We start from the raw sequence: 16,633 nt of genomic DNA, 5'->3' as shown, positions 1-16,633 counted from the left end.
CTTGCATGCAGTTAGTAGTAGTCAAACTTCAAGATGAAAGTAAAATACACACACCTGGCTGCAGCTGCCGTCCTGTTCTGCTTAAGCTGTTCCTCTACCAATAGCAGCAAACACGCAATCGATGCGTTACCGGCAACTGCTTTGCAGCCCTACGGAAGGCATACCTTAAACTTAGCTCAGAACCTGGAACTGATAAGTTCTGCGGTGCACTTTGGGTATACCTTCGAAGGAAACGAAAGCCGGATTTTTGCTTCCATACCGAATGGCAACGGGCATAATTATTTGCAGTATGAGCTGGACGGGGTATATCAGAAAAGAATCAGAGTCTCCGGTGACTCAGCAGACCCCATTGTAATTAAAGCGCCCACAGGCGGCAAGCATACGGTTTGGGTTTATAAAGCAACCGAAGCCCATACCGGCCCCATTGCAATAGAGAAAGTAACCGGCAAAAACGTAAGCGCAATAAAAAAACCTGCCGCCCCGGTTATTGAGTTTATAGGAAACAGTATTACCTGTGGTGCGGCTGCCGATCCGTCTGAGGTACCTTGTGGCACCGGCGAGTACCACGACCAGCACAATGCCCTGATGGCTTACGGCCCCAGGGTTGCAGCAGCAGTGGGTGCCAATTATATTGTCAGCTGCGTGAGCGGCATTGGCGCTTACCGCAACTGGAACAGCGATGGCCCGGCGATGCCACAGGTGTATGAGAAAATTGATTTCCAGGACAACAACCCGCAACACTGGAATTTTGGCACCTATACACCGCAGGTAGTTAGCATAGCCTTAGGCACAAACGATTTCAGCCAGGGCGACGGCAAAAGAGAAAGACTACCATTTGACAGCACGCGTTTCATAAACGAATATGTAAAGTTTGTGCAGCTGGTAAAATCAAAGTATCCGCAGGCCCGGATTGCTCTGCTGAGCAGCCCGATGGTGAACGGTAACAACAGACTGACCCTGCAAAACGCGCTGACAGAGGTAAAAGCACAAATTGATGCCCGATATCCTGCTGACAAACCGGTTGCCTTACATTTCTTTCAGCCGATGCAGGCAAGTGGTTGCACCGGGCACCCAAGCGTGGAAGAGCATGATGTGCTGGCTCAGGAACTGGTGCCTTTCTTTAACCAGCTGCTGCAGCCGGGTATGTAAATCTGTTTGCAGTTAATGTTCAGACAAGCCACTCTCAAAACTGAGAGTGGCTTGTCTTTTTTAGAAAAAAACGTTCTCAACCCCGGAACGCTAAAATATTAAGCAAAAGAAATAGCTATTATCTGACATTTCTGCATCAGGAATAAACGACAAAAAAATGACATTATCTTTAAAAAGTCATACTTAAAAGCCAGCAGCGGGTGCAGCTTCTTCTAATATTCATAGCGACAGCTTTATATCTACATATTATACTATTTATGTAGTACCTTGCCATAACCTACATTATTTCTTATATTTGATACATTATGATGAACAAATAAACGCTAATTGACGTTTATTTTAATATCTCTTTAATGTTTCTGGGATTTAGAGGTTGGCTTTGCTTTTGCAAACAGTCAAATAGAGGCTTGAAATAGTTATATATCATCTTAATAAGCTTGCATCTTCTGGATGTAAGGCTTCATATAACTTCGAATATACCGCCCTGGTGTAGATTTCTGTCCCTGTTGCTGTCTCATAAGCAACCAACAAACCTCTGAATACCGCTTATAACCACATAGCTAATTATGAAGAACAAGACAAAGGCCTTTCCTACCATTCTTTTTTTACTTGTTGCACTTTTTACAGCGGGGTGTTCGGCCGAAAGTCAGGTGGTTAATGAAAGAAAATCAGAGCAGGTATTTCCTGTCACACAAATTATTGCGAAAGACACAGTACTGCATCATCAATATGTTGCCGATATACAGGCGGTCCAGAATGTAGAGCTTCGGGCGCGGGTGCAGGGGTTCCTGGAGCAGGTGTATGTAGACGAAGGACAGGAAGTAACAAAAGGCCAGCTGCTCTTCAAACTCAATGATGAGGAATACAAAGAAGAGCTGGCGAAGGCGCGGGCAAACCTGCAAGGCGCCCTCGCAGAAGCAAAAGGGATAAAGCTGGAAATCGACAGGCTGCGGATGCTGGTAGAAAAAAACGTGATCTCCAAAACTGAGATTGATGTAGCCAAAGCCAAGCTCGACGCCGCCAACTCCAGAATCGTAGCGGCCCGCTCCACCATCTCCAATGCATCCATTAAATTGTCATATACCAGTATACGGGCACCGTTTGACGGGATCATCGACCGCATACCGCATAGAACCGGCAGCCTGATAGATCATGGTTCCCTGCTAACCACTGCCTCTAATATCAGCGCCATCTACGTTTATTTTAATGTTTCTGAAAACGAATACCTGCAGTACATAAAAATACAGGCAGAGGACCCTCAGAAGAAGAACAACAAAGTGAGGTTAATCCTTGCTGATGGCAGCCCCTACCCTTACGAAGGAAATATTGAGACCGTGGAAAGTGAGTTCAAGTCAGGTACCGGTTCTATCGCGTTCAGAGCCCGTTTTCCGAACCCTGACAAGACATTGAAACATGGTGCCTCGGGTAACATTGTTTTGTCTAATGCGGTGGAAGATGCCATCCTGGTACCCCAGAAAGCTGTTTTTTCAATTCAGGATAAAAACTATGTCTTTCTGGTTGATTCCACAAACCAGGTCAGCATGAAAAGTTTTGTACCCCAAACCCGCTTCTCTTCCTTTTACATAGTGGAGTCCGGGCTGAAGCCCGGTGACAGGATTGTACTGGAGGGGATTCAAAGTATTGAGAGTGGCATGCAGATTACGCCAAGGCTGGTGGGCATGGATAGTCTGATTGCGGCCACATTGTAATGAATTAAGAGACGATAGCTTATTAGAATTAGATAGAATGTTTGATATTTTTATACGAAGACCGGTACTCTCCCTTGTTATATCCCTTTTTATAACCTTACTGGGATTGCTTGCTTTTTTCACCTTACCTGTTGCCCTTTTTCCTGATATAGCTCCGCCTACTGTTTCGGTAAGGGCTAAGTACCGTGGCGCCAATGCCAATGTGGTGGCAAACACGGTGACCACTCCCTTAGAAAAAGCTATCAATGGTGTGCCGGGCATGATGTATATGTCTTCTGTATCCAGTAACAGGGGAACGGCAGGTATCAAAATTTACTTTGAGGCCGGTATCGATCCGGATCAGGCAGCAGTAGAAGTACAGAACCGGGTAACAACAGTTGTAAGTGACTTGCCGGAGGATGTAATCAAAGCCGGGGTTACAGTGGAAAAAGAGGTGGAAGGCCTGCTGCTCTACATCAACGTGATGAGCGAGGACATTGAGCTGGACGAGAAGTTCATCTACAACTTCGCTGACTTGAACATACTGCAGGAACTGCGGAGGGTAGACGGCGTCGGGTTTGTCGAAATCATGAGCACCAAAGACTACTCGATGCGGGTGTGGCTAAAGCCTGACCGCATGACGGCCTACAAGGTGTCCACTGACGAGGTAATCCTGGCAATTCAGAACCAGAACGTAGAGGCCGCTCCCGGGCAGATAGGGGAAAGCTCAGGAAAAGCCCCTCAGATGCTGCAGTATGTGCTGCGCTACACGGGTAGATTTGAAGAGCCGGAGCAGTACCAGAACCTGGTAATTAGAGCCAATGACGATGGCTCTGTGCTCCGCCTGAGAGATATAGCGGATGTAGAGTTAGGGAATCTGAACTATGGGCGTATCTCGAAAACAGATGGCCAGCCGGCGGCCGCGCTCATGGTCGTGCAGCGGCCAGGTTCAAATGCCCGGGATGTGATTGAGCGGGTGAAGGAACGGATGGTGGAGCTGGAAGCCAACACCTTCCCTCCCGGTATGGATTATGAGATTACGTATGATGTTTCCCGCTTTCTGGATGCGTCCATTCAAAACGTGCTGACAACGCTTCTGGAGGCATTCATTCTGGTGTTCATCGTGGTGTTCATTTTCCTGCAGGATTTCCGTTCTACGCTTATACCGGCACTGGCCGTGCCAGTGGCCCTGATAGGTACACTCTTCTTTATGGAGCTGATGGGTTTCTCCCTCAACCTGCTCACCTTATTTGCGTTGGTGCTGGCCATCGGTATTGTTGTGGACAATGCCATTGTGGTGGTAGAGGCGGTGCATGCCAAGATGGAGGAGGAAAATATGCCGCCACGGCAAGCCACCTTTGCTGCCATGCATGAAATCAGCGGCGCCATTATTGCCATTACCCTGGTGATGTCAGCAGTGTTTGTGCCGGTGGCTTTTATGTCGGGGCCGATAGGTATATTTTATCGTCAGTTTTCGCTTACGCTGGCCATTGCCATTGTGATATCAGGTGTTAATGCGCTGACGCTCACACCTGCGCTGTGTGCCCTTATGCTCCGCAACACCCATCACGGGAAAAAGAAGAAAAACATAATGCAGCGCTTCTTCGGCGGGTTTAACCGTGGCTACAATGCCTTTGCGATGAAGTACAGAGGCAGCGTCGCTTTCCTGGCCAGCCGCAGGCTGATTACTGTTGCCATGTTGCTTGTCTTTTTTGCAGCAACCTGGGGCATCAGCGCAGTGCTGCAAACAGGTTTTATCCCCACAGAAGACCAAAGCGTAATCTACCTGGACGTGACAACGCCTGCCGGTGCCACGGTAGAGCGAACAGAGCGCGTACTGGACAACATTAACCAGGTAACGAAAACCATTGAAGTGGCAGAGTCCTTTACCTCGCTGGCGGGGTACAATCTCTCCACCGGCTTATCGGGCGCCTCTTACGGTATGGGTATGGTAAACCTGAAATCCTGGGACGAACGGGAAGAGCCCATTCATGAAACCATCCGCAAGCTGGAGGAAAGAACCAGGCATATTACGGATGCACAGATAGATTTTTTTCTTCCTCCTACTGTGCCGGGATTCGGTAATTCCAGTGGTTTCCAGATGAAGGTGCTTGACCGCACCGGCAGCGGTAACCTGCAGCGTATGGCCCAGGTGACAAATGAGTTTATCGCCGAGCTGAGAAAGTCACCCGAGATTGCCCATGCCGCTACAGATTTTGACCCAAATTTCCCGCAGTACATGCTGCATATGGATCAGGATATGGCCGCCAAGAATGGTGTCACCATCAACCGGGCCATGAGTACCCTGCAAACCCTGATTGGTGGCTTGTATGTTTCAGATTTTGTGCGCTTTGAACAGATGTATGATGTCATGGTGCAGGCCGACCCCAGCTACCGCGCAAGGCCGGAAGATGTACTGAAACTGCAGGTGAAAAACGACAAGGGCCAGATGGTGCCCTATTCTTCCTTCATCAGCATGGAAAGAGTATATGGGCCGGAGCAGCTTTCCCGCCACAACATGTATACCTCCGCAAAAGTAAAAGGAGGCCCTGCCCCCGGCTACAGTAGCGGTGACGCCATTGCGGCCATTGAACGGGTTGCCGCGGAGACCCTGCCAAGAGGCTTTACCTACGACTGGTATGGCATGACGCGGCAGGAGGTATCATCCGGCCAGGAAGCCATTTATATCTTCATCATTTGCCTTGTGTTCGTGTACCTGCTGCTGGCTGCCCAGTATGAAAGTTTCCTGCTCCCGCTGCCTGTCATTCTTTGTTTACCTGCCGGTGTGTTTGGAGCCTTTGCAGCCTTGCACCTGCTCGGGCTGCAGAACAACGTGTATGCCCAGGTAGCGCTGATTATGCTGATTGGTTTGCTGGGGAAGAATGCTATCCTGATTGTGGAGTTTGCCGTGCAACGGCGTAAGGAAGGCTTGTCGGTACTGGAGGCGGCCGTAGAAGGTTCTTATTCCAGGCTCCGCCCTATCCTGATGACTTCCTTTGCCTTTATTGCCGGTCTTATCCCGCTGTGCGTGGCCAGTGGTGCCGGTGCCTTGGGTAACAGGTCCATCGGTACGGCCGCAGCCGGAGGCATGCTCATCGGTACCATCGTCGGCTTGTTCCTGATTCCAGGACTTTATGTTCTTTTTGCCGGCATGATGGGTAAGAAAAAACTCAAAAAGAAGCCGGAACCTATTACAGAAGAGATCGAAGTATCTGTATCCCATAATTAAGTTAAAACAATATATGTCATTTGATAAACCTTTAAGTAAATATATATGCTTCTTTTTCCTGTTGTCGCTGCTAACAGGCTGTAAGGTCTTTGAGCCGCCAGAGGCTCCACAACTACCAGCCACGACAAAAATGCCTGCCTCTTTCAGCAACAGCACCGATAGCACAAGCCTTGGGGATGTGCCCTGGAAGACCTTCTTTAATGATAAGCACTTGGTGGGGCTTATTGATACAGCACTCCGAAACAACCCTGATCAGCTGGCAGCCATCCAAAGAATTGAAATGGCCCGGGCAAACTATAACATTGCCAGCGGAGCGATGCTGCCTTCGCTTGATGCCCGTTTCAGAGCCCGTTCAGGTAACATATACAACAATTTGCTTAGCGGCACCATCTATGGCGACCGGAACACAGTAACCCAAACCCAAAATCATTTTCTGGGCCTCCAGAGCACCTGGGAAATTGACCTGTGGGGTAGGCTCAAGAACAGGAAAAAAGCCGCCTACGCCCGTTTTATCGCTTCGGAAAAAGGACAGCACCTGCTCACCACTACTCTGGTGGCAGAAGTAGCAAGGCTATATTATGAGCTGCTGGGCCTCGACAACGAACTGGAGGCGATTGAAAAGAACATAGAGTTACAGGAAACTGCCCTCGAAATTATTAAAATACAGAAGATAGGCGGCAGAGCCACCGAACTGGCCGTGCAGCAGTTTCATGCCCAGTTGCTGCGCACACAGAGTCTGGGCTTCGAAAAACGGCAACGGATTATAGAGTTGGAGAACCAACTGAATCTTCTGTTAGGAAGGTATCCGCAGCCCATCGCCAGGGGTGAATCCATTCTGCTACAGCATTTGCCCGTTATAGTCGATGCCGGTATTCCCTCCGACCTGTTGCTCCGCAGACCGGATATACAGCAGGCAGAACTGGAGTTAATCGCCGCCAAAGCTGATTTGGAGGCGGCTCGGGCAGCTTTTCTTCCCACTTTCACCATCACGCCTTATGCTGGAGTGCATACGCGCCACCTTCCTTCCATCTTCAACACGCCGGAGTCTTTGGTGATGGGTCTTTTAGGTGGAATAACAGCCCCTATCTTCCAGAACAGAGTTATCCGCTCAGAATTCAACCGCAATGTAGCGATGAACAAGGAAGCCTTTTACTCCTATCAGGAAAGCATTCTGACGGGATACCAGGAGGTGGTCACTAATTTGCAAAAGGTAGAAAATTACAAGAAAGCCTATGCACTCAGGGAGCAGGAAGCAGAAGTGCTCACCAACGCGGTGAGCACCTCCAACGAATTATTTATGGCCGGCTACGCCACTTACCTTGAAGTAGTAACGGCCCAGGGAAGTGTGCTGGAAGCCGAACTAAGCAAGGCGAACACCCGAAAAGAAATCTTTCTTGCCGTGATTGACCTGTACCGCTCCCTCGGCGGTGGCTGGGAGTAGCGGTGGAGTAAAGTGACAAAAGTAGAAAGACACAAGAATTTAAACATAAGACAACTCGTACAGTAACGTTGATTCGAACTGCATGTACGAATCAACGTTACTGTACGAAAATTGAGCTAAATTAAGGGATCGCTTACCTGTGATGCGCAACTGCCTCATGCCTGCTTCCTTTCTTTCTGGCAGCATCAAAACTCCAGATGCCAGCCCCGTGCGCGGCAATGTACAGGAACAGGAAACAGTAAAGCACAGCCTTCTCTCCCTCATTCTCCAAAGGATTCCAGCCTTGTGGGGCGTGCGCCATAAAAAAGGCCACTGCCATCTGACCACTGGCAATAAAGGCTGCCCAGCTGGCAAATATGCCAAAAGCTATCATTAGCCCACCAACAAATTCGATGATACCCGCTAGCCCCATCATCGATACCAGGTCCACGGTGTTGCCGTCTCCCGGCCAGCCAAACAGTTTCTGGGTACCGTGCATGGCAAACATGAGTCCTGCTACAATTCGTAAAACAGCGAAGAGGTGTGGGCTGTAGTTTCCTAAAAATCTTTCCATAGTTGTTTTCCTTTTTAAGTAGAAACAATCAATAACAACTGTAAATAATTATAAGGCAGTTGTTTATATATGGCAAAAACGAATATTCTGAGATAAGGTTAAATATGGGGAAGTGCCTGACACAACAAAATCTGGCTCCTGCTGATTATATGCATAACTCTTGCTGTTTTACCTACATGCTATTTCAGCACTTTAAACAATTAACAGCACGAGTTCAACTCATACATCGGTAGACTCTGTGTAAAACCCTGCTCCCCCTTTCCCTGCTACCACAACCTCACCCTCTCCACAACGGAAAATCAAACTTTTACGGCTTGATGTTTGTATATACAAGTATAGAACTCTTGTTGAATCATTCCGCACAGTTTTATATCCCGAGTGATGTGCAGGGTCCTAGCGCTAAATAAAATACGAGAGAAAAAAACAAATGAACAAAGCACCTACCCATACACCCTTACCAAAATATATTTTAAGCTTACTGTTGCTGCTGTTGCCGTTCCTGGCATTAGCGAATTACAGCACTCTACCTACAGCAATTAGTACGCTTCACGCTGCCGACGGCAACGAAAAGGCTAAGTTCGACAGCGATTATATACAGGAATATATTGGAAACGAAAGCGAGTACAGGCACCAAATCGAGTTGGTGAAGCAGTTTTACAAGGATCGCAACTTTCAACTGGCCTGGTTTAAAAACAACCAACTGGTACCACAGGCACATAAGCTGATCCAGGTGATTGATAAAGCACACAAAGAAGGCCTTCGTGCCGCAGACTATAACGCGATAGACCTGCAGGAAATGTACCGAGCATATGAAGCCATACCTGCATCGGGCAAAACCAAGCAGCAAAAGAAACAGGAACTAGACCTGGCATTGACAGCTTCCTACTTTAATTATGCCTCCGACTTTTACAAAGGGGCGGTTGATCCACATAGTACGGCATCTATCGAGTGGGAGGTAAAACGTAATAAAATCAAGCTGAACAAGGCGCTGGAGACTATTCTGCAGGAAAGAGAAAGTTCCTATCCCTACTACGAGTTTGAGGCCCTGCACGAGGGCTACCTGAAACTGCGCGACGCCCTGGTGCAGTACCGCCAGATACAGGAAAATGGCGGCTGGCCTAAAGTAGAGGGCGAAGGTATAATAAAGCTAAACGACACATCAGCAGTAGTGCTGGACGTGCGGAGGCGCCTGTTGCCGCAGCAGCAGCAGGTAAATGAGCAGGATTCTGCACGCTATGTATATGATCAGCAGCTAAAGGACGCTGTAACTAATTTCCAGGAGCAGCACGGGCTGGTGGTGGATGGTGTGCTGGGCCCGCAGACTTATAAAGCCCTGAATGTGCCCGTAGAAGAGCGCATTGATCAGATTGTGCTGAACATGGAGCGCTGGAGATGGCTGCCAAAAGAACTAGACGCTAATGGAGGTGATAACCGTTATGTGATGGTGAACATTCCTGCCTTCCGTGTGTCGGTGATGGAAAACGGAGAAGAAGCAATGCGGATGAAGGCAGTAGTCGGTAAAACAATGCACTCCACTCCTGTTTTCAGCCATCAGATTCAGTACCTCATGTTTGCCCCTTACTGGAATGTACCAAACAGTATTGTGGAGCAGGATATTAAGCCGCATCTGCAGAATAATACCAATTGGCTGGAAAGCCGGAACATGGAGATGGTGACCACTTTTGGTCCCAATGCAAAGCGGGTGCCTGTAACCAGGGTAAACTGGAACACCATGACGCAGCATAACTTTGATTACCGTATCCGGCAGCGTCCAGGCCCAAAAAACTCCTTAGGACGTGTGAAATTCATGTTCCCGAATGAACAAGCCATCTACCTGCACGACACGCCTGCCAATCATCTGTTTGATGAAAGGGACCGTGATTTCAGCCACGGCTGTGTGCGTGTAGAACGCCCCGCCGACCTGGCCACTTACCTGCTTCAGGATAAAGCCGGCTGGGACAGAAGCCGCGTACAAAACGCTATGAAGTCAAGAAATCAACAACGTGTAGACCTGGAGGAAAGTGTACCAGTATACCTGGTGTATTTCACTACCTGGGTAGAAGACGATGGAACCGTTCATTTCAGAGATGACCTGTACGGCCACGACAATGTACTTGCACAACAGCTTTTCTAAGCATAAACTACCACCCATATAATAAAGACGCGGACTTGAAGTCCGCGTCTTTGCTTTAAATTCCCTCCTGTACCTTTTTTATTTAAATCCATTTATATCAGCAAAACCTGAGCATCCTCAGAAAGAAACAGCAGGAGCTATAAGATTACAGGTGCTTTTATTTAATTTCATGTTTTGTCACTTAAAACCATGAACCGTTATATATCTCAGGAACGATCAAGACAAGTGCTGCAACGTTTAGAGAGCAGTGGATTCGCGTTTGCGTATGAAAAGGAGAAACACAGGGTGGTGCTGTCAGACGAAGCAGGAAATGAACAACTGTATTTCAGGCTGCCCATTGTGCTCCCGCCTCCAGGTACAAATATACCAGCGGAAGAACCCCAGGTGAACTATGTAATCGTGCTTATACAGTCCGGGAATTGTGCGATGGGTTATTTTGAGAATGGCATTAACTTCGATCACAAGGTATTCCGTTCTTACATGGTGCGAAAAAAGCAGGGAAAGAGCCAGATAAAATACCTCAAAACAAAAGGCAAGTCCCGCGCTGGATCCCGGGTCCGGTTGGGGGAAACGGTAGAATTCTTCGAGAATATAAACGAACGGCTGCAGGAGTATTTTGAGGAGCACGAAGTGCATCGTATTGCCATCAGCTGTTCTAAAACACTTATCCCTTACCTTTATAATTCGAAAGTCCCCACCCCTTTCGATAAACATGACCCCCGCCTTTACAAAATACCCAAACACATACACACGCCTATTTATGAGGTGATGCTGGATGCAAATAGATTCCTGTTGAAGGGAGAATTGATTTATGAAGAAGCCCAACAGCCCATAGTAGATGAACTGCTGGGCGAAGACATCGACTTTTCAGACGATGCGGATGATTTTTACTACTAGCTGCTTTTTTGAAAATCCTGATAGTTTTGTTTGGTCTAATCAGAATGAACTGATGATAGCCAAATACTTCTCTTTCTTAGCAGCACAAATGCGCGAATAATAGAAGATTTCAGTCAGAGTTAAAATAAATTCTAAGGCTAAAATACTTTTGCCGGCTCATCTGAAACAATCAGATCATCAAACCAAATCCAGCTGTCTTGGGTGGGAGCCCACTCCTGTGAACCACCTCCATGAAAAGTGGAAAAAAAGAAGTTATCTACCTGATTACTGTTTTGTACAAATCGAAGCCCCGAGAGGTGCAGCACTTCTTCCCCGTTGAACCATACCTGCACCTCACCGTCGCTGTTAGCCTGGCCATTGCGCACCGTATTTACCTTCACTCTTTCCACCAGGTTTACCCAGGCTCCTTTTGGGAACACTACCTCAGACCCATCCTTGTGTTTTAGCGGGTGATCCTCCCCCCACTGACCAGGCTTATCCATGTGGTATAGGTATAGTACAGCCTTGCCTCCTTCTCTCCACATGAAGCGGGCTGAAAAGCCATTGGTTCCGTCGCAGCTTTGCCCGCCGCTACAGTTCTCGCCACCAGCGAGACCGGGCAATTTGCCCCCCTCGTGTTTGCCTCCCCAACTAAAGTCCTCGCTGAAACGCAGCTTATAGGAAGTATAGTATTCTGATTGCGGCTTCAGCATTAGCTTAGCCTGGCCTCCACTTTCCGAAGGACCGAACTTCCCTTTCGGAAAGAAGATTCTGAGTGACTTATCACCTGAGGCTGCATAAGTATTATCTACAGCCGAATTTTTATCCAGCGTCTGCACCCAGGCAGTCTCGAAGCCATCCTGCTCCCATGCATTCTTCGTATATGCAGTACCATGAGGAAGACTCTCAAAACTCGTAGAGTTTAACACCGCCAGGAAAGTAATCAGAAACAGAATAGATAATGCCTTCATATTAATTGCTTACATTATTTTATAAATTTACAATTTACCGACTCCAGCATTCGCTTTTTATATGCTCTGGAATTCAAGCTGTAATTTGTATCAAATAATTCAATGCCAGACCCCGGAAACACAATCAATCATTTCCCTGATTTTTAACCTCAACCTTTGTCAACAAAGGCCTGGGCAACCACGTTATTAAGTTTATAAAACGTCGCGCTGGCCTCTCCCTACGATTAAATCTAGCAAATAAATGACAAAAGCCCCTTCTCTTTCGCCAGAACTGCTCCGCGTGTTTGAGACTATACCCGATTCATACCTGATTCTTTCGCCTGATTTCACTATTCTTACAGCCAGTAACACTTATTTAAAGGCAACATTAAAAAAAAGGGAAGAGATACAGGGAAAATCTGTTTTCTCAGTATTTCCCAAAAATCCGACCTTACCCAATACGGACACTATCGAAAAACTAAGGCATACACTGGAGTGGGTTCTTCTGCATAAACAACCACAGCTGTTGGGTATTCAGCGGTATGACATTTCCCTTCCGGAGCAGCCAGATAACTTTTTGGAGAAATATTGGGACGCCTCTACTTCTCCGGTTCCGGATGGTGAAGGAAATGTGCAATATATCATTCATAAGTTGGAGGATGTGACGGAGCAGGTGATAGCTCTGAAAGGACTGGAACAGCGCAAACAGAAGCCTTCAAAAGGTAAAGGAAAGCAGGCAATAACCCGGGCAGAATTAGTTGCTGCCCGCACCGAAGCCGATCTGCAACGGGAAAAGCTGTACAACATCTTTATGCAGGCTCCGGCGATGATCTGTATTTTTGAGGGACCACAGCACGTCTTTAAGCTGGTGAACCCACCTTACCAGCAGTTGGTTGGGGATCGCCCCCTGTTGGGCAGACCAATTGCCGAGGCAATGCCCGAACTGGCCGGACAACCAATATTCGGGCTGCTGGACCGGGTGTACCGCACCGGCGTAAGTGTGCATGCACACGAGATGAAAGTGCAGCTCGACCACGAAAACACCGGCGGTTTGGGACACAATTACTACAACTTCACCTATCAGCCTATCAGTAGCCTTGCCGGCAACATAGAGGGTATCATGGTATTTGCCTATGAGGTGACCGATTTTGTAACGTCCCGACAAAAGGTGGAGCAAAGGGAGCAGGCCCTGCAAGAGCTGAATAAAGAATTGGCGGCAGCCAACAAAGAAATTTCTCTAACGCAAAAAGAACTTCAAAACCTGAATCAAAAGCTGGAAGAGCAGGTACAGATGCGAACGAAAGAACTACAGCTTTCTAAAGCCGAAACAGAAGCCCAACGCAATCAATTGCACCAGCTCTTTATGCAGGCCCCCGCTCCCATTGTCATTCTCGACGGCCCTGACCTGGTGTTTGAACTGGTTAACCCAGCGTACCAGCAGATCTTTCCGGGAAGGGAGCTGTTAGGAAAACCTCTGCTAAAGGCACTCCCTGAAGTAGTAGCCTCTCCCGTTCCGGATTTGCTGAACAAGGTTTATGAGACGGGGGAAACCATTGTGGCACAGGAACTACCCCTGATGCTGTCCCGCCACGAGGGCGCCCCGCCGGAGGAGATTTACTGGACTTTTATTTACCAAGCCCGCCGCAACGAGGAAGGTAACGTGGATGGGGTGCTGGTCTTTGCCCACGATGTGACCGATCAGGTGCACGCCCGGCAACAGGTTGAACAAACGGCCGAACAGTTAAAGCTCATCACGGATGCCCTGCCCGTGCTGATTGGATACCTGGACAAGGAAGAGAAATACCGCTTTGCAAACAAGGCCTACGAAGCCTGGTTTAATCAAAAACCAGAAGAGCTGCTGGGCCGACCCGTACGGGAAGTAGTCGGGGAAAAGGCATACCAGGGGGTGAAAGTATACATTGAGCGGGCACTGGCTGGAGAGCGACTGGACTTCGAAAGCAGAATGCCTTACCGGGAGGATTTCGTTAAGCACATTCGGACCAGTTATGTCCCTGATTTCAGAGATGGAAAAGTGGCTGGATTTTATACCCTTGTGAATGACATTACAGAGCAGGTGGAAGCCCGGCTTTATATTGAAAAAAGGGAAAAACAGGCACAAGAACTGGCTGAGGAACTGAAAGCGGCAAATGAAAAATTGTCTGCGTCAAATCAAGCGCTTCGAACGCTAACCCAGCAGCAGCAACGCATGGTAACCCTGATAGAGAACAGCACCGATTTTATCGGACTGGCTACTCCCGATGGCAAGGGTATCTTCATTAACCCCGCTGGCCTGAAGCTGATAGGTCTGGAAAAAGGACAGGTAGAAGAGTTAAATTTTACCGATCTATTTCATGAAGAGGATAAAGCATTTGTAAAGGAGGTAATGCTGCCTGCCCTGGCAGATAAAGACCGTTGGGTAGGCGAGTTTCGTCTGCGCCACTTTAAAACCGGTGAAAGTATTACCGTGCATTATGATAGCTTTTCCATTAGAGACCCGTCAAGTGGAGAACTGCTGGGCCTGGCCTCTATCATCATTGACATTACCGAACGCAAAGAACAGGAGGCAGCTCTACAGAAACTTACAAGAGAGCTGGCCGCAACGAATGAGGATCTGAGCATCGCAAATGAGCAACTCACACGCACCAACGTAGACCTGGATAACTTTATTTACGCGGCCTCCCACGATCTGAAAGCACCTATCTTCAACATTGAAGGACTCATGCGGATACTCGTAGATACCCTGCCTTCTCACGTAATAGAATCACAGGGACTCGAGGGAGTAACGGGAATGATAGAGGGTTCTGTTGAGCGTTTCAAGCGCACGATTGAGCACCTGACGGATGTAACCAAGCTACAAAAGGAGAATAACCAGGACGCTGTTGTGGTAGATCTTTCGGAAGTAATCCGGGAAGTAAAACTAGACCTTGCCCAACAATTGGAAGCGGCAAAAGCACAACTGGACGTAAATGTAGCTGCCTGCCCTGCCATTCGCTTTTCAGAAAAGAACCTGCGCTCCGTCGTCTATAACTTAGTATCTAATGCTATCAAATACAGATCCCCCAACCGCGCGCCGAGGGTTGAGATCAACTGCCATTTAGAAGGAGATTTCGTCGTTCTTTCAGTCCGGGACAACGGGCTGGGCATGGACTTGCGTAAAGGTAACAAGCTCTTTACAATGTTCGGCCGCCTGCACGACCACGTGGAAGGCTCGGGTGTTGGCCTCTATATGGTGAAGCGGATAGTGGAGAATGCCGATGGCAGAATTGAAGTGGAAAGTGAGGTTGGAGTCGGATCTACATTCCATGTGTACATCAGGCAGTAAACATTTTAGGATAATATTCTAATGTTATGAGCACATAAACCAGAGTTTCATGGAACCAGTATAAATGGCAGTGTATACTAAGTAACAATTCGGAATTCTGCTGCACCAGACCAAAGAAAACCCTTGAACATTAACAGCCAGAAGAACAAACTCATGCCAAAACACAACACAGCTGAAAAGCAAAATTCACAAAGAGACATCATTGTAATCGGGTCTTCAGCCGGTGGAGTGAAAGCCTTACTGGAGTTTGTGAAGCACTTGCCTTCTGCGTTTCCGGCTTCCATATTTATTGTGCAGCACGTAGCGCCCCATACGGAAAGCATCTTACCTGAAATAATAACCATGCTTTCTCCCCTTGAGGCAAAGCACCCTAAAGATGGGGAAAAAATTAAACCAGGTACCATCTACATTGCACCGCCCGACCACCACATGCTGTTGGAGGAGGGGAAAATAACCATTACAAAAGGACCGAAAGAAAATCGTTTCCGGCCATCTATCGATGCGCTGTTTCGTTCTGCAGCCTATGTATATGGCCCCCGGGTTATCGGGGCGGTGCTGTCTGGTTATCTGGATGATGGCACCTCAGGACTATGGTCGGTACAACGCTTAGGCGGTAAGGCAATTGTTCAGGACCCGCATGATGCGGCTTTCCCCGACATGCCATCTAATGCTTTAGAATTTGTGAAGGCGGACCATATCGTGCCGATTGCTGAACTGGCAGCTTTACTTGTATCCTTAACCACAGAAGTAGCACCCGGCCCTCCGAAAGTCTCAGAGGAGGATATGGAAAGGCTTAAGATTGAAATCACCATCGCCCGGCAGGACAATGCCTTCGAAATGGGCATCATCAAAATGGGAGAACTTACCCCCTTCACCTGCCCGGACTGCCATGGTGCTTTAACAAAGTTGATTGAAGGCAACCTGATACGTTTCCGCTGCCACACCGGGCATGCCTACACCATCAGTACGCTTTTAGCGGAAGTGACGGAATCAGTAGAAAGTATTCTCTACCAGGCCATGCGCGGATTGGAAGAAACTAAAATGCTGCTTCACAACATGGGGGATCACTTTCAGGAAACAGGCCAGGAGGAAGTCGCCAAATTGTTTTTTCAAAAAGCAAAAGACGCAGGAAAACAGGCCCGTGTCGTGCACGATTCAATCTTTCAGCACGAGTTGCTTAGTGGTGACATGCAATTCAGGAAAAAGGATATAAAATAAGGAGCTTTTCTCCTGCTGTCCCGCCCTCAGGCACAGCAGCCTGTGGTGCAATGAGCTTCTTCTCCCCTGCTAT

General features: G+C 48.0%; 10 protein-coding genes. 8 read left to right on the top strand and 2 right to left on the bottom strand.

The features are described from left to right. Positions 1-33: 33 nt before the first annotated feature. The 4 genes from DXT99_RS14020 (at position 34) to DXT99_RS14005 (ending at position 7,507) form a co-directional block, all read left to right on the top strand. Entirely contained in the window at positions 34-1,149 is a 1,116-nt protein-coding gene (locus DXT99_RS14020) for an SGNH/GDSL hydrolase family protein (RefSeq protein WP_115566195.1), read from the top strand. A gap of 566 nt (positions 1,150-1,715) precedes the next feature. Next, positions 1,716-2,858 carry an efflux RND transporter periplasmic adaptor subunit gene (locus tag DXT99_RS14015; protein ID WP_115566194.1) on the top strand — a complete coding sequence of 381 codons (1,143 nt, stop codon included), beginning with the start codon at positions 1,716-1,718 and terminating at the stop codon, positions 2,856-2,858. A 37-nt stretch (positions 2,859-2,895) separates the two neighbouring features. Beyond that, positions 2,896-6,066 (top strand): efflux RND transporter permease subunit, encoded by a 3,171-nt coding sequence (locus tag DXT99_RS14010; RefSeq protein ID WP_115566193.1) that lies wholly within the window; start codon positions 2,896-2,898, stop codon positions 6,064-6,066. 13 nt (positions 6,067-6,079) lie between these two features. Beyond that, positions 6,080-7,507 (top strand): TolC family protein, encoded by a 1,428-nt coding sequence (locus DXT99_RS14005; protein WP_115566192.1) that lies wholly within the window; start codon positions 6,080-6,082, stop codon positions 7,505-7,507. Between the two features lie 133 nt (positions 7,508-7,640). Here DXT99_RS14005 and DXT99_RS14000 read toward each other — a convergent pair whose 3' ends face one another. Next, positions 7,641-8,060, bottom strand: coding sequence for a DoxX family protein (locus DXT99_RS14000; RefSeq protein WP_115566191.1), 420 nt, complete (start codon positions 8,058-8,060; stop codon positions 7,641-7,643). Positions 8,061-8,487: 427 nt separating this feature from the next. On the opposite strand from DXT99_RS14000, the gene DXT99_RS13995 reads away from it, so the two are divergent. Beyond that, positions 8,488-10,194 carry a L,D-transpeptidase family protein gene (locus DXT99_RS13995; protein ID WP_115566190.1) on the top strand — a complete coding sequence of 569 codons (1,707 nt, stop codon included), beginning with the start codon at positions 8,488-8,490 and terminating at the stop codon, positions 10,192-10,194. A 189-nt stretch (positions 10,195-10,383) separates the two neighbouring features. Next, positions 10,384-11,091 carry a hypothetical protein gene (locus tag DXT99_RS13990; RefSeq protein ID WP_115566189.1) on the top strand — a complete coding sequence of 236 codons (708 nt, stop codon included), beginning with the start codon at positions 10,384-10,386 and terminating at the stop codon, positions 11,089-11,091. Positions 11,092-11,228: 137 nt separating this feature from the next. Here DXT99_RS13990 and DXT99_RS13985 read toward each other — a convergent pair whose 3' ends face one another. Beyond that, on the bottom strand, positions 11,229-12,041 hold the full coding sequence (locus tag DXT99_RS13985) for a polysaccharide lyase (protein WP_115566188.1): 813 nt from the start codon (positions 12,039-12,041) through the stop codon (positions 11,229-11,231). A 241-nt stretch (positions 12,042-12,282) separates the two neighbouring features. Here DXT99_RS13985 and DXT99_RS13980 point away from each other — a divergent pair, with 241 nt between their 5' ends. Beyond that, on the top strand, positions 12,283-15,342 hold the full coding sequence (locus DXT99_RS13980; protein WP_115566187.1) for a PAS domain-containing protein: 3,060 nt from the start codon (positions 12,283-12,285) through the stop codon (positions 15,340-15,342). A gap of 153 nt (positions 15,343-15,495) precedes the next feature. Continuing rightward, positions 15,496-16,560 (top strand): chemotaxis protein CheB, encoded by a 1,065-nt coding sequence (locus DXT99_RS13975; protein WP_115566269.1) that lies wholly within the window; start codon positions 15,496-15,498, stop codon positions 16,558-16,560. Positions 16,561-16,633 lie beyond the last annotated feature (73 nt).

The organism is Pontibacter diazotrophicus, from assembly GCF_003367245.1.
GTDB lineage: Bacteria > Bacteroidota > Bacteroidia > Cytophagales > Hymenobacteraceae > Pontibacter > Pontibacter diazotrophicus.
The sequence above is the reverse complement of the archived record's forward strand: the minus strand, read 5'-3'. Positions and strand labels throughout refer to the sequence as shown.